23 protein-coding genes are annotated in these 23,454 nt (G+C 40.6%); 8 read left to right on the forward strand and 15 right to left on the reverse strand.

Features of this window, described 5'->3' with window-relative positions; all coding sequences use genetic code 11:
• Positions 1–134 precede the first annotated feature (134 nt).
• From H5118_RS07875 to leuS, 10 genes are all read right to left on the reverse strand, one after another.
• Positions 135–1,298, reverse strand: a complete 1,164-nt coding sequence (locus H5118_RS07875) for a serine hydrolase (protein ID WP_002958518.1) — start codon at positions 1,296–1,298, stop codon at positions 135–137.
• Positions 1,299–1,397: 99 nt separating this feature from the next.
• Entirely contained in the window at positions 1,398–2,162 is a 765-nt protein-coding gene (locus H5118_RS07880) for a septal ring lytic transglycosylase RlpA family protein (RefSeq protein ID WP_182695326.1), read from the reverse strand.
• A complete protein-coding gene (rodA, locus tag H5118_RS07885; protein WP_002958520.1) occupies positions 2,162–3,268 on the reverse strand; it encodes a rod shape-determining protein RodA in 1,107 nt (368 codons plus the stop codon). The genes H5118_RS07880 and rodA overlap by 1 nt, the downstream gene beginning before the upstream one ends.
• Entirely contained in the window at positions 3,265–5,133 is a 1,869-nt protein-coding gene (gene mrdA, locus H5118_RS07890; protein WP_182748435.1) for a penicillin-binding protein 2, read from the reverse strand. The genes rodA and mrdA overlap by 4 nt, the downstream gene beginning before the upstream one ends.
• Before the next feature lie 9 nt (positions 5,134–5,142).
• Positions 5,143–5,613: a 23S rRNA (pseudouridine(1915)-N(3))-methyltransferase RlmH gene (gene rlmH, locus H5118_RS07895; protein WP_002958522.1), complete on the reverse strand. Its 471-nt coding sequence runs from the start codon at positions 5,611–5,613 to the stop codon at positions 5,143–5,145.
• 37 nt (positions 5,614–5,650) lie between these two features.
• Positions 5,651–5,968 (reverse strand): ribosome silencing factor, encoded by a 318-nt coding sequence (gene rsfS, locus H5118_RS07900; RefSeq protein WP_002958523.1) that lies wholly within the window; start codon positions 5,966–5,968, stop codon positions 5,651–5,653.
• A 55-nt stretch (positions 5,969–6,023) separates the two neighbouring features.
• The gene (gene nadD / locus H5118_RS07905; RefSeq protein ID WP_024594705.1) at positions 6,024–6,659 is read right to left on the reverse strand and encodes a nicotinate-nucleotide adenylyltransferase; all 636 of its coding nucleotides are present in this window, start codon (positions 6,657–6,659) and stop codon (positions 6,024–6,026) included.
• A gap of 21 nt (positions 6,660–6,680) precedes the next feature.
• Entirely contained in the window at positions 6,681–7,718 is a 1,038-nt protein-coding gene (gene holA, locus H5118_RS07910; protein WP_182748437.1) for a DNA polymerase III subunit delta, read from the reverse strand.
• Positions 7,718–8,209 carry an LPS assembly lipoprotein LptE gene (lptE, locus tag H5118_RS07915; RefSeq protein WP_024594704.1) on the reverse strand — a complete coding sequence of 164 codons (492 nt, stop codon included), beginning with the start codon at positions 8,207–8,209 and terminating at the stop codon, positions 7,718–7,720. Before lptE ends, holA begins: the two co-directional genes overlap by 1 nt.
• Position 8,210: 1 nt before the next feature.
• The gene (gene leuS / locus H5118_RS07920) at positions 8,211–10,799 is read right to left on the reverse strand and encodes a leucine--tRNA ligase (RefSeq protein WP_024594703.1); all 2,589 of its coding nucleotides are present in this window, start codon (positions 10,797–10,799) and stop codon (positions 8,211–8,213) included.
• Positions 10,800–10,974: 175 nt separating this feature from the next.
• On the opposite strand from leuS, the gene H5118_RS07925 reads away from it, so the two are divergent.
• The 4 genes from H5118_RS07925 (at position 10,975) to H5118_RS07940 (ending at position 14,693) form a co-directional block, all read left to right on the forward strand.
• The gene (locus tag H5118_RS07925; RefSeq protein ID WP_002958528.1) at positions 10,975–11,433 is read left to right on the forward strand and encodes a zinc ribbon-containing protein; all 459 of its coding nucleotides are present in this window, start codon (positions 10,975–10,977) and stop codon (positions 11,431–11,433) included.
• Between the two features lie 77 nt (positions 11,434–11,510).
• Complete coding sequence (locus H5118_RS07930) at positions 11,511–13,934, forward strand: Lon protease family protein (RefSeq protein WP_259397925.1); 2,424 nt, start codon at positions 11,511–11,513, stop codon at positions 13,932–13,934.
• 2 nt (positions 13,935–13,936) lie between these two features.
• Positions 13,937–14,413 carry an FKBP-type peptidyl-prolyl cis-trans isomerase gene (locus H5118_RS07935; protein WP_024594701.1) on the forward strand — a complete coding sequence of 159 codons (477 nt, stop codon included), beginning with the start codon at positions 13,937–13,939 and terminating at the stop codon, positions 14,411–14,413.
• 25 nt (positions 14,414–14,438) lie between these two features.
• On the forward strand, positions 14,439–14,693 hold the full coding sequence (locus tag H5118_RS07940) for a hypothetical protein (protein ID WP_182748440.1): 255 nt from the start codon (positions 14,439–14,441) through the stop codon (positions 14,691–14,693).
• A gap of 144 nt (positions 14,694–14,837) precedes the next feature.
• On the opposite strand, the gene H5118_RS07945 is transcribed toward H5118_RS07940, so the two are convergent.
• Together H5118_RS07945 and H5118_RS07950 are read right to left on the reverse strand one after the other, a co-directional pair.
• Positions 14,838–15,362: a CIA30 family protein gene (locus H5118_RS07945; protein ID WP_182694060.1), complete on the reverse strand. Its 525-nt coding sequence runs from the start codon at positions 15,360–15,362 to the stop codon at positions 14,838–14,840.
• Between the two features lie 67 nt (positions 15,363–15,429).
• Entirely contained in the window at positions 15,430–16,206 is a 777-nt protein-coding gene (locus H5118_RS07950) for a hypothetical protein (protein WP_182748442.1), read from the reverse strand.
• 180 nt (positions 16,207–16,386) lie between these two features.
• Between H5118_RS07950 and H5118_RS07955 the strand changes: the two genes are divergently transcribed.
• From H5118_RS07955 to H5118_RS07970, 4 genes are all read left to right on the forward strand, one after another.
• Positions 16,387–17,472 (forward strand): alkene reductase, encoded by a 1,086-nt coding sequence (locus H5118_RS07955; protein ID WP_182748444.1) that lies wholly within the window; start codon positions 16,387–16,389, stop codon positions 17,470–17,472.
• Between the two features lie 151 nt (positions 17,473–17,623).
• Positions 17,624–18,658, forward strand: a complete 1,035-nt coding sequence (locus H5118_RS07960) for an RDD family protein (protein WP_182733445.1) — start codon at positions 17,624–17,626, stop codon at positions 18,656–18,658.
• A gap of 29 nt (positions 18,659–18,687) precedes the next feature.
• Positions 18,688–19,536 (forward strand): alpha/beta hydrolase, encoded by an 849-nt coding sequence (locus H5118_RS07965; protein ID WP_182748445.1) that lies wholly within the window; start codon positions 18,688–18,690, stop codon positions 19,534–19,536.
• Between the two features lie 89 nt (positions 19,537–19,625).
• On the forward strand, positions 19,626–20,075 hold the full coding sequence (locus H5118_RS07970; protein WP_182748446.1) for an ATPase: 450 nt from the start codon (positions 19,626–19,628) through the stop codon (positions 20,073–20,075).
• Positions 20,076–20,555: 480 nt separating this feature from the next.
• Here H5118_RS07970 and lnt read toward each other — a convergent pair whose 3' ends face one another.
• The 3 genes from lnt to ybeY are packed head-to-tail and all read right to left on the reverse strand — an operon-like array spanning position 20,556 to position 23,452.
• Positions 20,556–22,106, reverse strand: a complete 1,551-nt coding sequence (lnt, locus tag H5118_RS07975) for an apolipoprotein N-acyltransferase (protein ID WP_182748447.1) — start codon at positions 22,104–22,106, stop codon at positions 20,556–20,558.
• Positions 22,087–22,971 carry a CNNM family magnesium/cobalt transport protein CorC gene (gene corC, locus H5118_RS07980; protein ID WP_002958541.1) on the reverse strand — a complete coding sequence of 295 codons (885 nt, stop codon included), beginning with the start codon at positions 22,969–22,971 and terminating at the stop codon, positions 22,087–22,089. Before corC ends, lnt begins: the two co-directional genes overlap by 20 nt.
• Positions 22,972–22,993: 22 nt before the next feature.
• Complete coding sequence (ybeY, locus tag H5118_RS07985; RefSeq protein WP_024596412.1) at positions 22,994–23,452, reverse strand: rRNA maturation RNase YbeY; 459 nt, start codon at positions 23,450–23,452, stop codon at positions 22,994–22,996.
• Between the last annotated feature and the right edge of the window lie 2 nt (positions 23,453–23,454).

Consider the following 23,454-nt stretch of genomic DNA (forward strand, 5'->3'; position numbering starts at 1 on the left):
CTTGAAGCTTAATACAGATAGGCAATTAGCAGTCTTGCTTATATGGGGCGCATTCTAACATTTTTCAAGCAAAAAAAAACGCCTCACAGTGGAGACGTTTAAATTAGTTACCTAGTTAATAGGGGAGATATAAATTACTGCATGATCTGTAAGCGTAAGTAATCATAAATTTTGCTAAAGAAGCTGCCTTCTTCCACTTCTTCAAGTGTAACTAGTGGGTATTGAGCAATATCTTCGCCCTCTAGTTGTAAGAATAACGTGCCTACTTTAGTACCTTTAGCAAGTGGTGCTTCAAGCGTATTATCTAGCTCAAAGTTAGCTTTAAGGTTTTTATGCTGACCACGTGGGATAGTAATTGGTGTATCTTCTAAAATACCTAAAGATACGTTCTCTTTGTTACCCATCCAAATACGTTGTTCTGCAAAGCTATCGCCTGCTTTGTACGGAGTAATTGTTTCATAAAAACGAAAACCATAGTTAAGTAGCTTTTTACTTTCTACTTTACGAGCTCGTTCGCTTGAAGTACCCATAACAACAGCAATTAAACGCATATCGTTTTTAGTAGCTGAGGTAACTAGGCTGTAACCAGCTTCTGATGTATGCCCTGTTTTAATGCCGTCAACATCTAAGCTTTCATCCCATAATAATGAGTTACGGTTATATTGCTTAATGCCGTTATAAGTAAATGACTTTTGCTTATAAAGTGCATATTCATCTGGCACATCACGAATAAGAGCAGCACCAAGTGTCGCCATATCGCGTGGAGTTGTGAAGTGCTCGTCAGTATCAAGGCCGTGGCTGTTGATAAAGTGACTGTTGCTCATACCTAATTTAGCAGCATGGGCATTCATTAAATCAGCAAATGCGCTTTCGCTTCCAGCAATATGCTCAGCCATTGCTACACATGCATCATTACCTGATTGAATAATAATACCGTGGTTAAGCTCATCAACACTAATTTGTTTACCTACTTCAATAAACATCTTTGAAGATTCTGGAAAGTTTTTAGCCCATGCTTTTTCGCTTACCGTTACCATATCGGTAGTGGCAATATTACCTGCTTTAATTTCAGTACCAATTACATAACTGGTCATCATTTTAGTTAAACTTGCAGGTGCTAGCTGTGTATCGGCTTCACCTTCAGCAATAACTTTACCAGTTGTAAAGTCGACTAAAAAATAACCTTTCGCATTAACTTGAGGTGGTGCCGGAATAATTTGGGCGCTGGCTGAGAATACGGCGGCTGTACAAACTAGGCCGCATACACCTTTGAGGATTTTATGTTTAATAGATTTCATCATACTCATTAATGGTTAAAGTTAAAGATTCGCGTTACGCCATTTTATACCCAAACTACCCCGAGATGCGAGCATCTTGGGCTGGTTTGGGTATTAGTCTTACTGAGTGTAAAGCAAGAACGCGTTTTGAAATTGATTTTGTTTTAATTTTTTTAATACTTCGTCTGCATGAGGGGTGTCTTTTATTGGCCCTAAATGCAATCTGTAAATATCGTCTTTTTGCACAATATTTGTAGGTAATTTGTATTGCTCTCGCAATGTGCTGGCAAGTGCTTCAATATTAGCAAGTGTACTACCTGCAGCTACCTGAATATAGGTTTGACGCGCAGTTGCGCCCGCAAGCGTAACGGCCTCTAGCTTAACCTTTGCTGTACCATGGGTGTAGTAGCCAAGCTTATAAGCGGCTGCGTACGAAAGATCAATTATTCTATCGTCATGAAATGGGCCACGGTCGTTCACGCGTACGATTACCGATTTACCATTTGCTGTATTGGTTACTTTAACAAAGCTAGGTAGTGGCAGCGTTTTATGCGCTGCGGTCATGGCAAACATATCATACGTTTCACCATTTGAGGTGTGATAACCATGAAATTTACGACCATACCAAGAGGCAATGCCTTCCTCACTATAACCCGTCTCATCAAGCATGGGCGAATAGCTTTTACCAAGCACTGTGTATGGGCGGCTAGCGCTAGCACTTTTAGTGGTTTCGGTAACTATAGCGTCTTGCATCTCAAGTGTAGTTGGAGCTCTTAATGGCGCTGCATCATGACGCATACTATAACGGCTACTTGGCCCACTACTACAAGCACTTAAAAGTAAAATTAATAATGTAGTAAATATAAACTGATTCGTGTGTCGCATTATTTTAAAAGCATCCTTTTATCTGTCGCGATTGACATAATAATGCCAAATCCTGCCATTAACGTCACCATCGATGTACCACCATAACTAATCAGTGGTAAAGGTACGCCTACAACAGGTAATAAACCCGATACCATGCCTATGTTTACGAATACATATACAAAAAAGGTGAGGGTGAGTGCGCCTGCGAGCAATTTACCAAATGCATCTTGTGCATTAACAGCAATGTATAAACCACGACCAATAATAAATAAGTACAGGCTAAGTAAAACACATACGCCGAATAAGCCAAATTCTTCGCTTAAAACCGAAAATATAAAGTCGGTGTGGCGCTCTGGCAAAAACTCTAATTGCGATTGTGTACCAAGCAACCAGCCTTTACCTTCTATGCCGCCTGATCCAATAGCAATTTTCGATTGAATAATATGATAACCCGAACCAAGCGGATCGCTCTCAGGATCTAAAAAGGTGAGTACACGTTGTTTTTGATAATCGTGCATACCGTAGTGCCAAAATGGCCATGCAGCAAGCGCTACAATCGAGCTTAAAAACCCTATTAAACGCCAACTCAACCCAGACAAAAATAATACAAATATACCTGAGCTTGCAATAAGTATAGCGGTACCTAAATCGGGTTGTTCTTTAATTAATAATGTAGGGAGCATTACAATCATAAAACCAATAATTAAATGTAGCGGGCGAGGTGGTAAGTGATTTCTACCTATATACCAAGCTACCATCATCGGGACTGCCAACTTCATTAATTCTGCAGGTTGAAACCGTGTCACCCCTAAATTGAGCCAACGCTGCGCGCCTTTTGAGCTTACTCCAAATAAAAGTACACCGACTAGCATTAATAACCCAACACAATAAAGTGGGATCACTAACCGCTTTAACGTGGCAGGCGAAAACTGGGCTAAAACAATCATAGCAACAATCGCACCGCCCATGCGGGTCATATGCCTAATCATCATAGAAGACTCTTGCCCGCTTGCGCTGTAAACAACCATTATGCTGCCAGCCATCATTATAAGTAGTGCAATAAGCAGCGGTAGGTCTAGGTGCATACGCATCCAAATAGAGCGTTTATCGTGCAAAGCGGTCATGGTGTCTCGTTCCTTGCAAGATTAACAGGGTTGGCTGCAAAGTAGTAATCCATAAGTTGGCGAGCTATTTGAATACCGCCGTGGTTGTTTTCTAATACAACAGAAACCACAATTTTAGGATCGCTATAAGGTGCAAAGCCTACATAAATTGTATTATCGCGTTGGCGTTCTTTAAGAGATTCTGCATCGTAACGCTCACCTTGGGCAATACTAACTACTTGCGCGGTACCGGTTTTACCAGCCGAGTCGTAGTTAGTCCCTTTAAATGCTTTGTGGGCTGTGCCTGATATTTTTTGTACTGTATTATGCATTGCATCTAACGATACCTGCCAATGGCGCGGATCTTTTAAAATAACAGGGGGTTTTTCTTCGTTGTTAATTTGCGTTATGTCGTTATCTTTTTTTATTACTTGCACCAAATGAGGTGGATGATTAATACCACGATTAACTAATATGTTAGTTGCATTTGCAATTTGAATAGGTGTGGCAGTCCAGTAACCTTGGCCAATGCCTACCGAAATAGTATCACCGCGCCACCAAGACTCTTTGAAGCGTCCTTCTTTCCATTCTTTTGAAGGTAGAATAGCAGTAGTTTCTTCGTGAATATCAATACCTGACAAATCACCGTAGCCAAAACGGGCCATAAAATCGCTTATTTTAGTAATGCCTAATCGATAAGCCGCATCGTAAAAATAGGTATCACACGACTCTTCAATCGCTTTATATACATCTACATGACCATGGCCCCAACGTTTCCAATCTCGCCATTTATGTTCAACATTTGGAATTTGAAAAAAGCCAGGATCCCACATTGATGTTGACTCATTTACTATATTTTCTTCAAGCGCTAATACTGCCATTAAAGGCTTTACAGTAGAGGCCGGCGCATAACGACCTTGCGTAGTACGGTTTATTAATGGTCGGTCTTGGTTAAGCAGCGCTTTATAATTTTTGCTGCTAATGCCGTGTACAAATAAGTTTGGATCGTAACTTGGGTTTGAATAAAGTGCCAGCACGCCGCCATCTTTGGCGTCCATAACTACAACAGCGCCACGCATATCTTTAAGCGCATGTTGTGCTATTTGTTGCAAGCCCACGTCTAAAGTAAGTACTAGGTCGCTACCAGGTTGCGGTTGGGTCATGCTCAGGGTGCGTATTACACGGCCACGGTTATTAACTTCTACCCGTTGTGAGCCTACTTTACCGTGCAGTGTTTCTTCGTAATATTTTTCTATGCCGAGTTTGCCAATATCATGTGTGGCGCGGTAATTGGTTGCACGGTCTTCTTGTTCTAATTGGTTTAGCTCTTTTCTATTAAGCTTGGCAACATAACCGAGCGCATGCGTTAGTGTGTCACCAAATGGGTAGTAGCGTGCAAGGCGTGCCTCAATGCTAAAACCAGGGAATTTATGTTGATTAACCGAAAACTTCGCCACTTCTGTTTCGTCTAAGCGGGCTTTTAATACTTGTGATTTAAAACGACGGGTGTGTCTTATATCTTTTAAAAAGTCTTGTTTGTCTTGCTCTGTAATCGCAATTATTTTACTTATTTGCTCAAGCGATTCGTCAAGGTCGTCTACCTCTTCGGGGATGACCTCAAGATTGTAAACAGGTTTGTTTTCTGCAAGTAGCACACCGTTACGGTCGTAAATTAAACCACGGTTGGGTGCAATAGGAATAACTTTAATGCGGTTATCGTTGGAGCGGGTTTGGTAGTCTTGGTGATCTTCGACCTGAATAGTATAAAGATTAGAAAGCAATACTGCGACTAATCCTAATACAAAAACAAAACCCACGAATGCTCGCCTAGCAAATAAGTTTGCTTCTGCGGAGTGGTCACGAATAGTGGGTCTATGTTTTAGCATGGCAAGGGGTTACTCGCGATGATAAGGATGGTTGTTATTTAAGCTCCAGCCTCGGTAAAGGCTCTCTGCAACAATTATACGCACCAAAGGATGCGGCAATGTTAAATTAGATAACGACCATTTTTGCTCAGACGCTGCAATACACTCTGGAGCAAGTCCTTCAGGTCCGCCAATAAGTAAACTTACATCGCGGCCATCGAGTTGCCATTTTTCCATATTTTTAGCAAGTTGGTGAGTATCCAGTGCTTTCCCTGTTACCTCTAACGTTACAATACGATTGCCTTTTGGAATAGCCGCTAATGTTTTTTCACCTTCAATGTGTAAAATACGCTTTATATCTGCATTTTTACCACGTTTACCGGCTGGAATTTCGATTAACTCTAGCGCCATATCTTTAGGGAAACGGCGCTGATATTCTGCAAATCCCGTTTCTACCCATGCTGGCATTTTAGTACCAACAGCAATCATTTGTATTTTCACGTATTACTTCCAAGCATTGTCTAAAATGAGTGAGCGTTTAGCCCCACAGTTTTTCTAGATCGTAATAGCTACGTGCTTCGTTTTGCATCACGTGTACAACCACATCACCTAAATCAACCAGTGCCCATTCGCCGTCGCCTTCACCTTCATAACCTAGTGGCTCTGAATCTGCATGACGCGCTTCTTTTGCTAAGTGATCGGCAATTGACTGTACGTGGCGTTTAGAAGTACCAGAACAAATTACCATGTAATCTGTAATATCTGATGTTTCAGTTACGTCAATATGAACGATGTCACGCGCTTTCATATCGTCAATTTTGTCCATAGCAAAGGCGAGTAGTTGTTTTGAATCCAAGGTTTTGTCTCAATTTAAAAATTTAATGGCGCGCATTTTAACACGCTAGGAGTTTTTAAGCATCAATTTGATAGAGCTGATGCACTTCTATGTAATGACTCACTGCATCGGGCAATAGTTCATTCTTTTTATTACTTTTTTTTAGCTGCTTGCGAATTGTACTTGAGGCCGCATCGAGCATTTCGCCCGGTAAAAAATAAAGTTTACCTGCAAGTGAGTGTTTAAGTGCCGCTACTTCGCCAGCATTTGCGTGTTGCATATAGCTTTTGAGCTCACCTTTTACAGTGCAATGTTGAGCTGGGCGCTGGTACACCACAATATGGCAAAGCTGTGTTATTGCCTTCCACTCAAACCACTTATCGAGATTGTTAAACGAGTCCATACCAATTAAAAATAAAATAGGTGTAGTGGGGTGCTCTTTACGAAGTTCTTGCAAACTAAGTAGCGAATACGATGGACCAGCTCGGTTAAGCTCTCTTAAATCGAGTTCAAAATGAGGATAAGGTGCAATAGCTGCGTTTAGCATATTAATACGGTGCTGCGTACTAATTCCCGGAGCTGCTTTATGTGCAGGGAGTGCACAGGGCATAAAATAAAGCGTATCTAAATTAAACGCATTAACGCATTGCTGCGCCATATTTAGATGGCCTAAATGGACGGGGTCGAAAGTGCCACCAAAAATTGCGATCATTTAACACCCATTAGTTATTTATTAATTAACCGCGTGGCACGGCATAGGAATGTTGAGCGGCTGGCAAAATTTAATACAAATATGAGCAAGCGCTTGGTAAGGTGCAATTAAATTACCCTGCTTGTAACTAGCATCAAACAACGCAACATCACTGTTTATTTGTTCTAGTGAGTGCATATTTAAACGGTTAATTGCGTTTTGAACTGGACCTTGTTGGTTTTTCCAAATTGCTTTTTGTTTAAATAAATTTGCTATGGGTTCGCCATTTAATAAACCAAGTTGCACACTTATAAGTGTATTAAGCTCTTTGGTTATAGCCCACAAAATACTCACCACTTCGGTGTTATCGCTGGCAAGTTTGTTTAGTACTTTTATAGCTTGTTTAGCGTGGCCATTTAACAGTGCATCGCTTAAATCAAAAATATCAAACTTGGCTTGATTTAACAGCCCTTGCATAACTAGTTGCTGAGTAATTAATGCATTGCCGTGCAGTAGCGAGAGCTTTTCAAGTTCCTGAAAACAAGCTAATAAGTTGCCTTCAGTGGCATTTATTAAGCTTACTTTGGCGTCGCTTTGCATATTAAGTGATAAACGTTGGCATTGCTCATCAAGCCATCGTTTTACATGAGAGCCCGTAAGTGGGTAGCAAGGTACGAACACGCCTAGTTTATCAAGGGCTTTAAACCACGCACCACGTTGTACTTCTTGACTGGCTTTAGCGCCTTTAACAATTAAAATAGTATCGGGATTAACCAGCTCAACTACTTTTTTAAAGGTATTGCTGCCAATAACGCCTGGCTTTTGTTGGTTTAAATCAAGCTCAATAATAGTGCGGGCGCTAAACAGCGACATGCTCTGATACTGGGCTATGATTTCTTGCCAATCGAATCCTTGCATTAAAGTAAACTTAATTACTTCATCAAAACCTTGTTGCTTAGCACAGTCGCGAATTTGTTGTACGCACTGCGCTTCTTGAAAAGGCTCTTCACCAAATACTAAATAAAAGGGCTTTAGCCCTTTATTTAATTCACTCGGTAGTTGATTAGCGTAGCAGCGCATTATAGTTGCGACAGCTCTCTAACAATACGACGACTGGCTTGCTCACGAATCTCGCTAATGAGTAGCTCAAGCTCTTTTGCTTTTGCTAATGCATGATCCGGATCGTCTTGGTAATTACGGTAAAGCTCAAAACGTTTTTCTATCGCTTTTTCGCCTGGGAGTTTAACTACATACGACACGCCATAAGCAAGTTCGTATTCAGCAACCTGACCATTTTGAAACAGCGAAAGAGTTTGGCGTTCAATACTTTCTTTGCGTAAATACAATTGGGCTTTATCTTTAGCTGACGATACTAGCTCTACGTTACTCGCTTTAAGCTCTTTTTTAAGCTCAGTAAATAAAGTCGATTTTTCATCATCGCCTACAAGTGTTAGCTGTTTTAAGTTATCAGGCAAGCTAGAGGCTTTTTTTAAATGAAAGCCACAGCTTGATAACAAAAAACAGACTAGCACTAAGGCTAGTCCATTTTTAATGGCGTTAAATGCAGCCATATTAGTTAGCTACCACGTTAAGTAGTTTACCTGGAACGTAAATAATTTTACGAATAGTTGCGCCATCCGTAAATTTAGTTACGTTAGATTCTGCAAACGCAAGGGCTTCTACTTGCTCTTGAGTGGCATCAGCTGCCACTGTTAACTTAGCGCGAAGCTTGCCGTTTACTTGTACGATGATTAGTTTTTCATCTTCAACAAGAGCCGACTCGTCAACTTTTGGCCACTGCGCATCTAAAATCTCGCCTTCTTTACCAAGCTCTTTCCAAAGCTCATGTGATAAATGCGGAGTAATAGGTGCAAGCATAATAACTAATGCTTCAAGTGCTTCGTTAGCAATCGCTACATCTTGTTTGTCGCTCAGTGGTGCTTTTAATAACTTATTAGAAAGCTCCATAATGGCTGCAATAGCGGTGTTAAAGGTTTGACGACGTTCAACATCATCAGTCACTTTAGCAATTGCTTTGTGTAAGTCGCGACGTAATACTTTTTGCGGGTTAGTGAGCGCTGATTTATCAAGTGCTTGGTAACCTACTGTTTTAACGTCTACTGCGTATTTCCATACACGTTTTAAGAAGCGATGTGCGCCTTCAACACCTGAGTCTGACCATTCAAGCGTTTGCTCTGGTGGTGCTGTAAACATCATAAATAAACGTACTGTATCTGCACCATATTGGGCAATTACTTGTTGTGGGTCTATACCGTTGTTTTTAGACTTCGACATTTTACTCATGCCTGATGAGAATACCGGCTCACCGTCTTCTTTATGCCATGCTTTAGTTACGCGGCCTTTGTCGTCGGTTTCGGTATTTACATCGCTTGGCGAAATCCATACATCGCCGCCTTTTTCATCTTTACGATAAAATGTTTCAGCAAGCACCATACCTTGACAAAGTAAGCGGTCGAACGGTTCGTCTGAATTTACTAAACCAAAGTCACGTAATAATTTATGGAAAAATCGCGAGTACAATAAGTGTAAAATAGCGTGCTCAATACCACCAATGTATTGGTTTACTGGTAACCAATAGTTAGCAGCCGCTGGATCTAGCATGCCTTCGTCGTAGCGTGGGCTACAGTAGCGTGCGTAGTACCAAGATGACTCCATAAAGGTGTCAAACGTGTCAGTTTCGTGAAACGCAGGTGCGCCATTTACTGTTGTTTTAGCCCATTCAGGGTCTGCTTTAAGAGGTGACGTTACACCATTCATTACCACATCTTCTGGTAAGCGAACTGGTAGCATATCTTCTGTTGCTGCAAGTTCTTTGCCTTCTTCGTCGCTAAGCATTGGGATTGGAGAACCCCAATAACGCTGACGGCTAACACCCCAGTCACGTAGACGGAAGTTTACTTTGCGCTCCCCAACACCGAGTGCTTCAAGCTTGTCGGCAATGGCTTTAAACGCGGCGTCAAAATCAAGACCATCAAATTCACCTGAATTTACAAGTACGCCTTTATCGGTAAATGCTTCTTGCTCAAGGTTTACTTCAAGACCTGAGCCTTCAACCGGTGCAATTACTTGTTTAATATCTAGGCCGTAAGCCGTTGCAAATTCAAAATCGCGTTGGTCGTGTGCAGGTACCGCCATAACAGCGCCTGAGCCGTAATGCATTAATACAAAGTTAGCGACCCAAATTGGTACTTGCTCGCCCGTTAATGGGTGAGTTGCGTAAAAGCCTGTTGCTATGCCTTTTTTCTCCATTGTTGCCATGTCTGCTTCGGCAATTTTGGTGTTTTTGCATTCTTCAACAAACATTGCAACAGCATCGCTATTTTTAGCGGCTTCTTGTGCAATAGGGTGACCACCAGCAACAGCAACATACGTAACACCCATAAAGGTGTCTGGACGAGTTGTGTATACACTAAAAGTTTCGTCGTTATCGGTGCGTTTAAATTCAATATCACACCCTTCAGAGCGGCCAATCCAGTTACGCTGCATTGTTTTAACTTGCTCTGGCCAATCTTCCAACTTGTCTAAATCGTCAAGTAGTTCTTGTGCGTAGTCGGTAATTTTAATAAACCACTGTGGAATTTCTTTTTGCTCAACCACAGCGCCTGAACGCCAACCGCGACCGTCAATAACTTGCTCGTTAGCTAATACTGTTTGATCCACTGGATCCCAGTTAACCGTCGACATTTTTTTATACACTAAGCCTTTTTCGTAAAGCTTAGTGAAAAACCACTGCTCCCACTTGTAGTATTCTGGATGACACGTCGCTATTTCGCGATCCCAGTCATAACCAAAACCTAATTGCTTAAGCTGTGTACGCATGTAGTCAATATTTTCGTATGTCCACTTAGCAGGTGCTGTTTTGTTTTTGATAGCAGCGTTTTCTGCAGGTAAACCAAACGCATCCCAACCCATAGGTTGCATTACGTTTTTGCCTTGCAGGCGCTGGAAACGAGAAACAACATCACCAATGGTGTAGTTACGTACATGACCCATATGCAGTCGACCACTCGGATAAGGAAACATAGAAAGGCAATAATACTTTTCTTTGCTCTCATCTTCAGTGACTTTAAATACCTGGTTTTCTTCCCAGTAGCTTTGTACTTTTGACTCTATATCTTGCGGGTTATATTGCTCTTGCATCTATGGTTCCAGACTTCTTGCAAACTAATAAAAAATTGCCATTAGGATACCCCAAATAAAGTGCTATTCACAGCGTCAAAAACGCGGTTTTGATAAATTCTAACCTTCAGTTCAGGTTAACCTATACTTATCTAAGTTATAGGGTGATTTAACAGCAATTTTGAAGGAGTAAAAAATGGCAGATTATAAAGCATGGCTTGGCGATTTAACCAAATGGCTAAAAGATGTAAAAGATCATGAAGTAAAAGACGCAGTTACTCGATTTGTTGAATCTGAGCAGGCACTTAAAGATTTAGGGCAAGAAAGATACGCTTTATATAAAAGTTATTTACAGCGCGATATAGAACATGTCCAAGAAAACGAATCTCACTATAATTCGCTTGCATGGCAAGAGCTTAAAGAGTCCTTATGGTTTGAGCTTTCGCACATAGAAGATAAAACTCAGCTTGAGTGGCAATCTCTTAGTCAAGATTTTAAGCACAATGGTGTGTATCACGCAGGCGAATGGATAGCCATGGGCACATTAGTATGTAAGAATTGCACTCATAGTTACGATGTTTATCACGCGACACAAATTACACCGTGTATTGAATGTGATGGAATCTATTTTAGTCGTAAGGCGCTGCACCCTTAAATATAAGTATTAAGTGGCTGCTGGCCACTTAATACGCCCAAAGGCCAGCGAATATGTTGGTAAAAAAAGAAGTTAGAATGACGAAAAAATTGCTGCCACTATCTGTTTCAAAGCTCGCACCGAGTATTTCTACTAATCACGTACATACGTGTATGAGCAATCCATACCCCGAGCAACTAACATTTATAGGCCAACAACGCGCCCAAAGTGCCTTAGATTTCTCTTTAGGGATGGAACTACCTGGTTATAACGTTTATGTAATGGGCGAGGCTGCCCATGGGCGCTTTACGCTTGTTAAAGATAAACTTAAGCAACACGCAAAAGACCGCCCAACACCAAACGAATGGTTATACGTAAATAATTACGATGACCACAGAGAGCCTATTGCGCTGTTTATGCATGCAGGGCAAAGCAAGCAACTTAGTGACGACATAGATTCATTTTTAGATGAAGTACTCGACACATTTCCTGCTGCATTTGATAACCCAGGATACCAACGCAAAAAAAAATCAATCGACCGTGAATTTAACGATGCCTACGACAGCGCTATTACCGCAGTAGAAATTGCGGCATTTGAGCAAAGTGTTGCATTAGTCGAAGAAAAAAATTCAGTAGGGTTTGCACCGCTTGTAGATGGTAAACAATTAAGCGATAGCGAATTTGGCGAACTTGAAGAAACGTTACGCGAAGAGTTTTTTGAAAAAATTGAAAAGCTAGAAGATGCATTAATAGAAGCGTTAATTGAGCTGCCACGCTGGAAGCGCGAATCAAAAGAAAAACAGCGTAATCTTAAAAAGTCGACTGCAGAGCAGGCCACAAAACCGCTTTTAAAAGACTTAGAGCATAAATATGCAACTCATATTGGTGTACTGCGTTATTTAAAAGATATACGCGTTGAAATTATAGACGCGGTACTTGAGTGGCTCGATGACGAAGACGAAAGCGAAGAAAGCAAAGAAGACTTTGATCGTAAAGGCATGCTTACCGACTTTTTTGCACCTAATATTTTAGTTGAATTTAAAGAAGACGATGCAGCACCCGTGGTGTACGAGCCCAATCCAACATTTGGTAATATATTTGGTAAAATTGAGTATTCCACATCGCAAGGGTCTTTAATTACCAGTTATCGCTCTATTCAGCCGGGAGCATTGCACCGTGCTAATGGCGGTTATTTAATTATGGATGCTGAAAAGGTAATGGCTAACCCTCAAGTGTGGGATGGTTTAAAACTTTCGCTTAAAACGCATCAAATTAAAAACGACTTACCGTATCAAGATAGCTCAGTAGGTAGTAGTTTTACACTTCGCCCGCAGCTTATACCGCTTGATGTAAAAATTATTTTATTAGGCTCGCGCGAACTGTATTACACCATAGGTGAATACGATGAAGAGTTTGCAGAGTTATTTAGAGTATTAGCTGACTTTGATTACTACTTACCAAGTAGCGATAAATTACAGTACCAATTTATAACTAAAGTTACCGAGTACTGCGAGCAAACATTAAAGTGCAGTACCACACAAGCAGCTATGGTGCGTTTACTTAAGTTTAGCTACCGCCAAGCAGAGCATCACAATAAGCTTTCTGCGCGCTTTGCTGATGTACTTGAATTAGTTGCAGAGGCAAGTTACTACGCAAAACAAGATAAATTAACTGTTGTAGATGCGCATCATATTGATGAAGCCATTGAAGGTAAGCAATACCGTACCGGCCAAATTAGTGAAAACATGCTAAGCGATATAAAAGAAGGTCACACACTTATTGCAACCGACGGCCAAGCCATTGGTAAAGTAAATGGTTTAACCGTATTACACATTGGCGATACCTCATTTGGTACCCCTGCGCGTATTACGGCAACGGTTTATGCTGGCGCCGATGGCGTAATAGATGTTGAACGTGAAGCCGAGCTTGGTAAAGCAATTCACTCAAAAGGGGTAATGCTACTTACCGGTTATTTAGGTAATAAATACGCGCAGCACTTTAGCTTAACGCTTAGCGCTAATATCGCTATTGAGCAAAGCTACGGTTATATAGATGGCGATAGTGCATCTTTAGCAGAGTTGTGTGCGCTTATTTCGTCTATTACAAGCCTACCTATTAGCCAATCAATTGCACTGACAGGCTCTATTAACCAACATGGTGATGTACAGGCTATTGGTGGCGTAAATGAAAAAATAGAAGGCTTTTTCAAACTGTGTAAAATGCGTGGCTTAACAGGTTCGCAAGGCGTTATCATTCCTAAATCAAACCAAGTTAACTTAGTGCTTGATGACGAAATACTTAATGCAGTTGAGGCAGGTAAATTTAATATTTACGCAGTTGAAACCGTAGACCAAGCGCTTAACCTGTTAATGGATATAGAAGCTGGCGATATTATTGATGACCAGTATCCAGAAAACTCAGTAAACGGAATTGCGCTTGCTCGCCTTAAAGAAATTGCCGACATAGTAAATGGCGATAACGATAACGAAAAAGACGAAGAACTAGATAACGAAAAAGGTTAATAATGATCAATATAATTTTGGCGGTGGTTATCGCCATTTTTTGTTTTTTAATATTTCAAAATAGTAAAAAAGCAAAACAACAAGCAGGCATAAATGCACAAATAGGGGCCGATTACTTAGCCGCTAACGCAAAAGTAGAAGGTGTAGTAGAAACAGCTTCTGGCTTGCAGTACAAAATAGTACACAAAGGTGAGAGTGAAAACACACCAAGCCCAACAAGTATGGTTAACGTGCATTACCACGGCACACTAATCGACGGCACGGTGTTTGACAGCTCAGTAGAGCGTAAAACACCGATTAGTTTTGGCTTGCACCAAGTGATTAAAGGCTGGACTGAGGGCTTACAACTGATGAGCCCAGGTGATAAATACATTTTTTATGTACCGCACCAATTAGCATACGGCGAAAAACGTGTAGGGAGTATTCCTCCTGCCTCAGTACTTATTTTTGAAGTAGAGTTACTGGCAATTGAGTCTTAGTGATTAAATAACAAGGAAGTAAATTATGAATAAAGATGAATTACTTAAAATAGCCAAAGGTGATATTAACTTTACCTTTCAATCTATTATTTATGCATTAGCGCTATGCTTACTAGTTGCAGCTGTTTTTTTACTAGAGATGAGCGTTAACCTACAAATGGGTTTAATAGTTTGTATTATCGGTGTGTTTGGAATGACTATTTATAATAATTTAAATACTCGTCTAAATGCGGCGCTTGTACTTATTTCGCTCTCGCAAGATAACCAAAGCACTAAGTAAGTAACGAGTTAGTTTGATAAATTGGTATAAGCCCTACTTTAATAAAGTGGGGCTTTTTGCTAGTAGGGCTAAATAGTACACCGAAAGTAGCGCAACCATTCGCGCTCATGATTACACCGCTCAATGCCAAAGCTTGCTGCTTGATTAGCTTTTAAACTCAATTTTACCCACTTCAAGTTTAAACTTACCTTCTTGCTTACCTGCAATCATAAAGCCTAGCTGTTTTATATCGTCAAAATCAATAATCGGTTGTTGCTCAAGCACGCGGCCGCGATACGTTAAAGTAAAATCACTCGGAGCAAAGTTTATATCTACCCATTCATTTTTTACTGTTTTAAATGAGTGAGTGTACGCTGCGCCATCAAGGTAATTGGTAGTTCTGAGCCTAAGCTGATAGATTTGTCCATCACCTTTAACACGCAGCGCTATAGCTTTAGTATTTTGGCTTTGTGTACTTAGCTCTGTACGTATTGATGCAAAACCGCCGTTATTATCAAGCGAAACATTGCCTGTAAAAAGCAAACTTTCTTGAGTTTGTGTTACTTGGCTATTAGATACACCGCCCATTACTGAGTCGTTAACAACGTACCAGCGCTGGTTTGCATTAGCTTGTGCACTTACAACTAATAAATTAAATACAAAAAGTGAGGATAGTTGTTTGGTGATCATGGCTTACTCCTAATTACTTTAAGCTTATCAATACGGATAAACATATTATTTGTTCACTTATTTAAAGTTAATTATTTTTACGGCTCCATTTTTTCATGATTTTTTCAAACATAATTTCTTTATCAGTTTTATCCTCAGGACAGGGTTTACCGCTACCTTGAGGCATGCCATTACTACCAAATACGGTTGAAGTATCAATTAAATAGCATTTACCGTTAAATTTTTCTAATCGTCGTGTGCCTGTTGTATTTTGGTTAATAACTTCTGAATTATCAGATTTTACTGGTGTTTTAATTGTGGGCTGATTGTTTATCTCTTCATTTTCAGAGCTTTTATCTTCACCAAAGGAGACCATTTTTTTATGAGTCATATTATTTACAGGAGAGCCAAATAGCGGCGCGTATGGATTTAGCTTTTTAAATGTTTGAGAAGCTTTTGTTGTAGGCTCTGAAGGCGCCGCTACCAGGGGGTCAACAGGTTTTACAGGGTCTTTTTTAAGCTCTGTTTGTGCCTTTGGTAACGTGATGGTTTTGGCTTGCGTTTTTTTAGTTACCCTTACTTTGGCTTTTGTAGAATCTTTTTTTATAGGTGTAGTGTTAGAGGTCGCTGAATTTGGTGCATCAGTTTTAGTGTTTACAGGTTTTATATCAGGCGCATTGGTTGTTGTAACAACTGAGCTTAGCTTAGGTAGGCTTGCTAAATTAACCGTAACATAGGCCTGTATTATTGCGTTTTTTTCCTCCTTTGGCGGCGCAACTTTAATAGATTGCGAAAACAAAAAGTACAACGCAATAGCGTGTATACACAACGAGATAACCCACGGCCATGCATTCCCTTTATTCACATCAAACCCTCAACTTAATAGTGCTGTTAAGAGTCAATAAAATACATTTAGTTCACCTAAAGTTAATGTGTTTTACTTTGTGGCTTTATTGCAGATACAACAAAACTATTTTGCAGTTTTTGTTGTTTTTGCATGTGCTTGGTTACGTTATTATGAGCGCAATCAAACTTAGGAGGCATTATGACATTACTTTTTGAACCAATAGAACTTGCAGGTAAAACATTAAAAAACCGTATTGTTATGCCCCCAATGACTCGCTCGCGTTCAACGCAGCCTGGCGATATAGCTAACGACTTAATGGCAACATATTACGCACAGCGCGCAAGTGCCGGACTAATTGTAAGCGAAGGCACACAAATTAGTGAGCTTGGTAAAGGTTACGCTTGGACTCCGGGTATTTATTCAAATGAGCAAGTTGCAGGCTGGAGTAAAGTAACAAGCGCAGTACATAGCGCTGGTGGAGTGATGTTTGCTCAGCTTTGGCATGTTGGCCGTGTTACCCACAGTGACAACACTGGTGGCGTGCAGCCTATTTCTGCATCGGCTATTGCTGCAAAAGACGTAAAAGTATTTGTAGATACAAACGGCGCACCGGGGTTTGTAGACACCCAACTCCCACGCGAAATGAGCAAACAAGATATTACGCATGTCATAGGTGAATTTCGCCAAGCAGCTAAAAATGCAGTTAATGCAGGGTTTGATGGCATAGAGCTTCATGCTGCAAATGGTTACCTTATTAATCAATTTTTAGACTCAGAGTCAAATGCTCGCACCGATGAATATGGTGGCAGTGTGCAAAACCGTATACGCTTTTTAATTGAAGTGGTACATGCTGTTAGCGACGAAATTGGTAGCAGCAAAGTAGGCGTAAGACTTGCCCCGTTAACAACTCTTAATGGCACTGTAGACGAAAACCCTAAGGAAACTTACTTAGCGGTTTCTGAGGCACTAAATAAAGCCGGTGTAGGTTACATGCATATAGCCGAAGCCGATTGGGATGACGCACCTTTAATGAGTGTTGAATTTAAAAAATCGATTCGCAAAGCCTACAGTGGAGTATTAATTTACGCAGGTAAGTACACCAAAGAGCGCGCAGACAATGCACTTAGCGAAGGCTGGGCCGACATGATTGGCTTTGGTCGCCCGTTTGTATCAAACCCAGACTTACCAGCACGCTTAAAGCAAGGCAAGCCACTTAACAGCCACAACCCCGACACTTTGTTTGGTGGCGCAGAACAAGGCTACACCGATTATCCAACGGTATAATTGCCAGTAAGTAATTAACATTGAGTAAAAACATGAAGGGCTGCATTTTATGCAGCCTTTTTTGTGCATTGATTCTAATAGCTTTACCTTGAGCAAAAAATAAAAAACGCGTAAGTTAACCGGGTTACCTATTTTAATAACAAGAAAATAAATGAAAGCCACAGAAATAGAACAATTAGAATTATCAAATTCTGAAACCCGAGAAGTTATTACACCCTACGCTTTTAAAATTGACAGCGCTTTACTGGGCTTGCCTTTAGCTACGCCAATTCGGCGTGCACTAGCGATAATTATTGATGTTGCACTGATATTTTTAGCGGCCAAGCTTAGCGCTGCTTTAATAGCGTTTGTTGCTGCAATGGCTTTTTATAAAGGCACTGCACAGCAATACCTTCCAAAAATGTCGAATGTGTGGCGAAGAATCTTAAAAATAACGGCAGCAAGTATTTTATTTGTAAGCGCACTTACTGTGCTTTCAATTGGCATAGATTACCTAGAAGACGATAACACTGATCAAGGTTTAGCTGTTCAGGGCGTAAAAATACAAGATGAAATTCAGCTTACTCCCACAGAAAAACAACAGGTAAATACTTATTTAGCGCAAACAGCCGATGACAGCTGTGAGCAACCTTGCCAACAAAACGCGCTTGATAATTTAATTGGGCAAGTTCCCAAATTAGCAGAAATGGATGACCTACAAAACCCACAACTTGCTACCGTACTTTTACAATTATTAGTGCTCAGTGAAAATAACGAAATAAAGCCTGCACAGTTAATAGAAGAAAAACCTGTACAGTTAATAGAAGAAAAACCTGCACAAACAAGCACAAATAGTATTTTGCAGTGGAGCAAAGGCATTATTCAAGACTTAGGCTTAGGTTTTGGCTGGGCTGCTGTTTACTTTACGTTGTTCTCGTTACTTTGGCGCGGCCAAACACCGGGTAAAAAGGTTTGTAATATCCGTGTTGTAGCCCTAAGCGGCGAGCCATTAGGTTTATTAGATTGTTTTGGTCGCTACGGCGGCTACGGCGCAGGCTTTGCCACAGGCTTGTTAGGGTTTTTACAAATATATTGGGACCCAAATAGACAAGCCATTCAAGATAAAATATCAGCAACTGTAGTTATTAAAGGTAACTTGAATCAAGTTGTAAACGTTGAAACGGTAGAAGAGACTGTAAAAAGTTAAGTTTGCTCTTATTAATTACAAGGATGGTTATGAAAGCTTTATTAATGGCGTTTAGTTATCTGTATTTTATTACTGCTTCGTATGCGTCAGAAAATATTGTGTTAGCAGAAACACATCAGCTTAAGTCTATTATTTTAGGTGAGCAGCGCAGTTATAGTGTTTATTTACCGCCAAGCTACAAGCAAAACCTCGAACTAGTATATCCTGTTATTTACCTGCTTGATGGCGACCCAACCCATTTAAAAGCCTTAGCGGGGCTTGTTGAAGCACTCAGTACTGAGCGGCTAGAAAAACAAATTCAACAAGCAATTATTGTCGCTGTTCCTAACAGTAAAAATGCGATAAGAGAGCGCGACTTTACCCCTACCAATGTCGATTGGACTTTTAACGGCAAGCTACTCGAAAAATTTGAAAACATTGGCAATGCCGCAAACTACACCGTTTTTTTTGAAAAAGAACTTATTCCCTTCATTAATAAAAATTATCGTACATCAAATAAGCGGGTCTTAATTGGGGAATCTTTCGGCGGCTTGTTCGCAAGTTATGTTTTACTTACAAATCACTCTTTATTTACTGATTACTTAATTATTGATGCAACCTACCTTTGGGATAATAATTATCTCAATCGTTATTTTGACGAGCAACAGCTTATAAATAAGCAGCTTAAAGGCAATGTATATTTTACTTTTGCTAATAATGCAGCTTTTGGTGAAATTGGAGAGGCTAATTATAAATGGGGCTTAGAGCTTGCTAAAAAACTAAAAGCGCAGCCGAGTAATAGTTTATATATAAATCAACGTTACTTTGAAGAAGAAACTCATGGCACGGTGGCAGCGCTTAGTTGGTACTATGGTTTAAAAAGCTTATTACAAAAATAAGTCTTAATTTATATACTAGGTTAGTGAAAGAAGTAATTTTGGGTATATTGTTAACGAAATTTAGTAGTGAAAAATTAAAAGGGAATTAAATGAGTAATAATTTTAATGAGGCTATAAAGGGCTTTTTTTGGGGGATAGGGTTTGTAATAGCAACACTCGGTGGTATCAGTGTGTACGCGCTAACAATAGCCGCAGAAGTTGATAGTGGCTTTAAAGAGCAGGTATCAAATAAAGCATTGAAGGGCACTGACGACTTAAATAGTGATTATAAACTTACCCTTTCTGATATCTTTAAAGAAAATGGGCGAGTAAGAATAACTGCCGAGTTAAAAAATATCACCAATGAAAGCATATATGCAGGTGGTGTTATAGCATCTACATTCGATAAAAACGGAAAGTTTGTTGGTAATTGTTTAGGTAAAAGCGATGATATTTTTATAGAACCAAATAAAAGTAGCTATATTGATATTCATTGTAATCTACTGAGGCCACAGGTGAGCAGAGTACACTCAGCAAAGCTAAAGTTTAAGTGGTTTTGATAGTTGCTGTAAACTACCCCCATAGAAAGCAAAAAGCATAACGAGTAGTTATGACTAAAAAGTTATTTAGTTGGGAGCGTGGACGCCAATAGTCGGGTTACGATAAAATGTTACTATGCTGTATGCTAACCTCATTTAAATTTGATACTTAATTAAACTCCCGCAAGTAAGTGAAATAAAGTCGCATACCGATAAAGTTAAAGTCGGTCGGCATTTAGGCTCAATCTCAATATTGTATTGATGTATGCCGTTAAAGGTGGTGAGTTTATCTGTGAAAATCCAATTATAAATTACAGTCGAGTTTAACTTTTTAAACCTGATATTGAGCAACACCAAGCATTAAAAATAGAACAAAGCTCGTTATATTTTTAGCATAGGCTAGATTAAAAAGTAAATTTGCGTAGGTTGGGTAGAGCGAAGCGAAACCCAACAATAAACACTTTTTTAAATAGCTGTCCACCGACAGCTATTAATTTTAATTCACTTTCTCAACCTAACCCCAAACCCAACAACTCCCATCAACAACACAAATCCCCACACAAATATGTTGCCGTATTGGCTGTACACGCTGTCGCCTTTTATGAGCTTAATGTTGGCTTTCAATGTTGTAGCTTCAAACTGAGGCATGGTTTGTTGTGTGTGGCTTATAGGGTCGTATACGGCGCTTACACCATTGTTAGTAACACGCACTAGAGGGCGTTGTAGTTCGAGCGCGCGCATACGGGCTATTTGCATGTGTTGCAAAGGCCCAATAGAGTCACCAAACCAGGCATCGTTACTTACTGTAAAGAGTAGGTCGGAATCGCTTTTGTAATTACCGCGTACTAAATCTGCAAAAACAATTTCGTAGCAAATAGCAGGGAGTAGGTTATAGCCATTGGCGCGCAAGTTGTTTTGCACTTTGTCGCCACGGGTAAACGATGACATAGGTAAATCGAATAATGGGGCAATAGGGCGCAAAAAATCTTGAAACGGTACAAATTCACCAATGGGTAATAGCTGGTGTTTTTGATAGCGGTTTTTATCAAGGTAATGGTAATGCCCATGCTCGTCGCCGCGTTCTTTATTACCGACCACAATAAGTGTGTTAAATATATTTTTGGTGTCTCGCTGGTAGTCAACAATACCGGTTACAAGGGCGGTTTGATTAAACGAGGCGGCACTGTCTAAATTGGCTAGGTAGGAATCGGCAAGCATTTCTATTTCAGGCACTGCGGCTTCAGGCCACACTATTAAGTCGGCATCCCAATGTGGGCGTGTCATGTCTTGGTATTTGCTCATTGTGGTCCAAAACTCACTTGGCTCAAAGCGCAGATGTTGCTGTATGTTGCCTTGTACGAGCAATACTGACATGTTTTTATCTGTGTAATGAATGCTGCCTGTGGTATTTGCACCTGTAAAAATAAGCGCAACAGCTGTCGCAGTAACCGCCGGGGTTTTAAAATCTTTTTGGGTAAGTCTATATAGTGCAAAGCCAATAGCGACACAGGTAAGAGTTAAGCCAAACTCGCCAATATAAGGGGCGAGCAGCCTTAAAGGTCCGTCGGTTTGTGTGTAGCCAAAGCTTAACCACGGGAAACCGGTAAGTACGGTGCCACGTAAATACTCACTAATTGCAAAGCAGGCAATTAGTAATGCGCCAAAGCTTTTAGGGCCACTAGCAAAGCGTGTAGTTGCCCAAAAGGCAAGTGCGGGAAATAATGCTAAGTAGGCGCACAAAAAAGCCATTAACGAGAGCGACGCTATAAGCGGCATACCGCCAAAGGTGGCAATAGAAACATGTACCCAGCTTATACCTGCACCAAACCAGCCTAGGCCAAATATAAAGCCATATTTAGCGGCGGTTTTTGCGTGTGCTTTACCGTTATTATTGGGATTAATGCAAAAAATTATAGCGCCAAGGCTAATAAATACGATGGGCCAAATTTCAAAAGGGGCATAGCCAAAAGTTAAAACAAGGCCCGCAACGAGTGCGAGCCATGCTTTTTTATCTTTTGCTAATAGGGTAAGTCTAGTTAGCAGTTTCTTCACTGTCGTTATCATCAGCCTTAGGAACGGTGACTTGCAGTTGCAAAATACGACGATTGTCGGCGTTGGTTACTTTAAATTGGTAACCTTCTATGTCAATCGTTTCACCACGGCTTGGCATATGGCCAAATGCGTGCAGTACAGTTCCGCCAATAGTGTCGGCTTCGTCTGTGCTGTAGCCTGTTTTAAAATGCTCGTTAAAGTCATCTACAGGAGTGAGTGCTTGCACTACGTGGACATGTTTAGCAAGTTGACGAATATCTTGATGTTCTTCTTCTTCGTCGTGCTCATCTTCGATTTCGCCAACAATTATTTCAAGAATATCTTCAATCGTTACTAAGCCCGATACGCCGCCGTATTCGTCAATAACCACAGCCATATGGTAGCGTTGCTGACGGAATTCGTTTAGCAATGTATCAACACGTTTGCTTTCAGGTACTACCATTGCTGGGCGTAAATAATCGCGTATTGATGGTAAATGCTCGTCTTTATTTAAGATCAGTGGCAATAAATCTTTAGCGAGTAAAAAACCTTCTACATGATCTTTGTCTTCAATCACCACTGGAAAACGTGAGTGAGTTGAGTCAACCATCATTGGAATTAGTTCTTCAAGCGGGCTGTCGATCTCAAGAGTGATCATTTGTGAGCGCGGAACCATTATGTCTCGCACTTTAAGCTCAGACACGCCAAGCACACCTTCTATCATCTCTTTTGTTTCTGGATCGATTACGTCTCGTTCTTGCGCATCGGCAATAACTTCGACCAGCTCTTCTCTATTCTGGGGTTCCCCTTGCAACATTTGGGCTATTCTGCCCAACCACGTTTTGCCAGAAGAACCCTGGCTAGATTGCGAGTTACCGTCGCTCATTGCGTCTAATTGCTCCGTTAATTTAAATATCGTCCCGGTATGGGTCTGCTATGTTTAGCTCTGCAAGTAATTGCTTTTCGATGCTTTCCATCTCTAAAGCGTCTTCACTCTTTATATGGTCAAATCCAAGCAAATGCAAGCATCCGTGAATAACCATGTGAGCAAAGTGGTCATGAAATGACTTCTCTTGCTCAATTGCTTCAGCTAATACAATGGCTGGGCAAATAATTAAATCACCAACCAAGGGAATATCTATGCCTGGTGGTGCTTCAAATTCGAACGACAGTACGTTGGTCGGTTTATTTTTACCGCGATAGTCGTTATTAAGTTGTTGCGATTGCGCTTCGTCGCTAATAACGATACTGAGTTCGGACTCATCACGGTATTGGCTAAGGGCTTTGTCGGCCCATAGCGCAAATTGTTCTTCGCTTGGGAGGTTGTCAAACTCACAGGCTATTTGTAAATCAAGTTCGGTTGTCAAAG

It is taken from the genome of Pseudoalteromonas sp. SR41-1 (assembly GCF_014164015.1).
Lineage (GTDB): Bacteria > Pseudomonadota > Gammaproteobacteria > Enterobacterales > Alteromonadaceae > Pseudoalteromonas > Pseudoalteromonas distincta.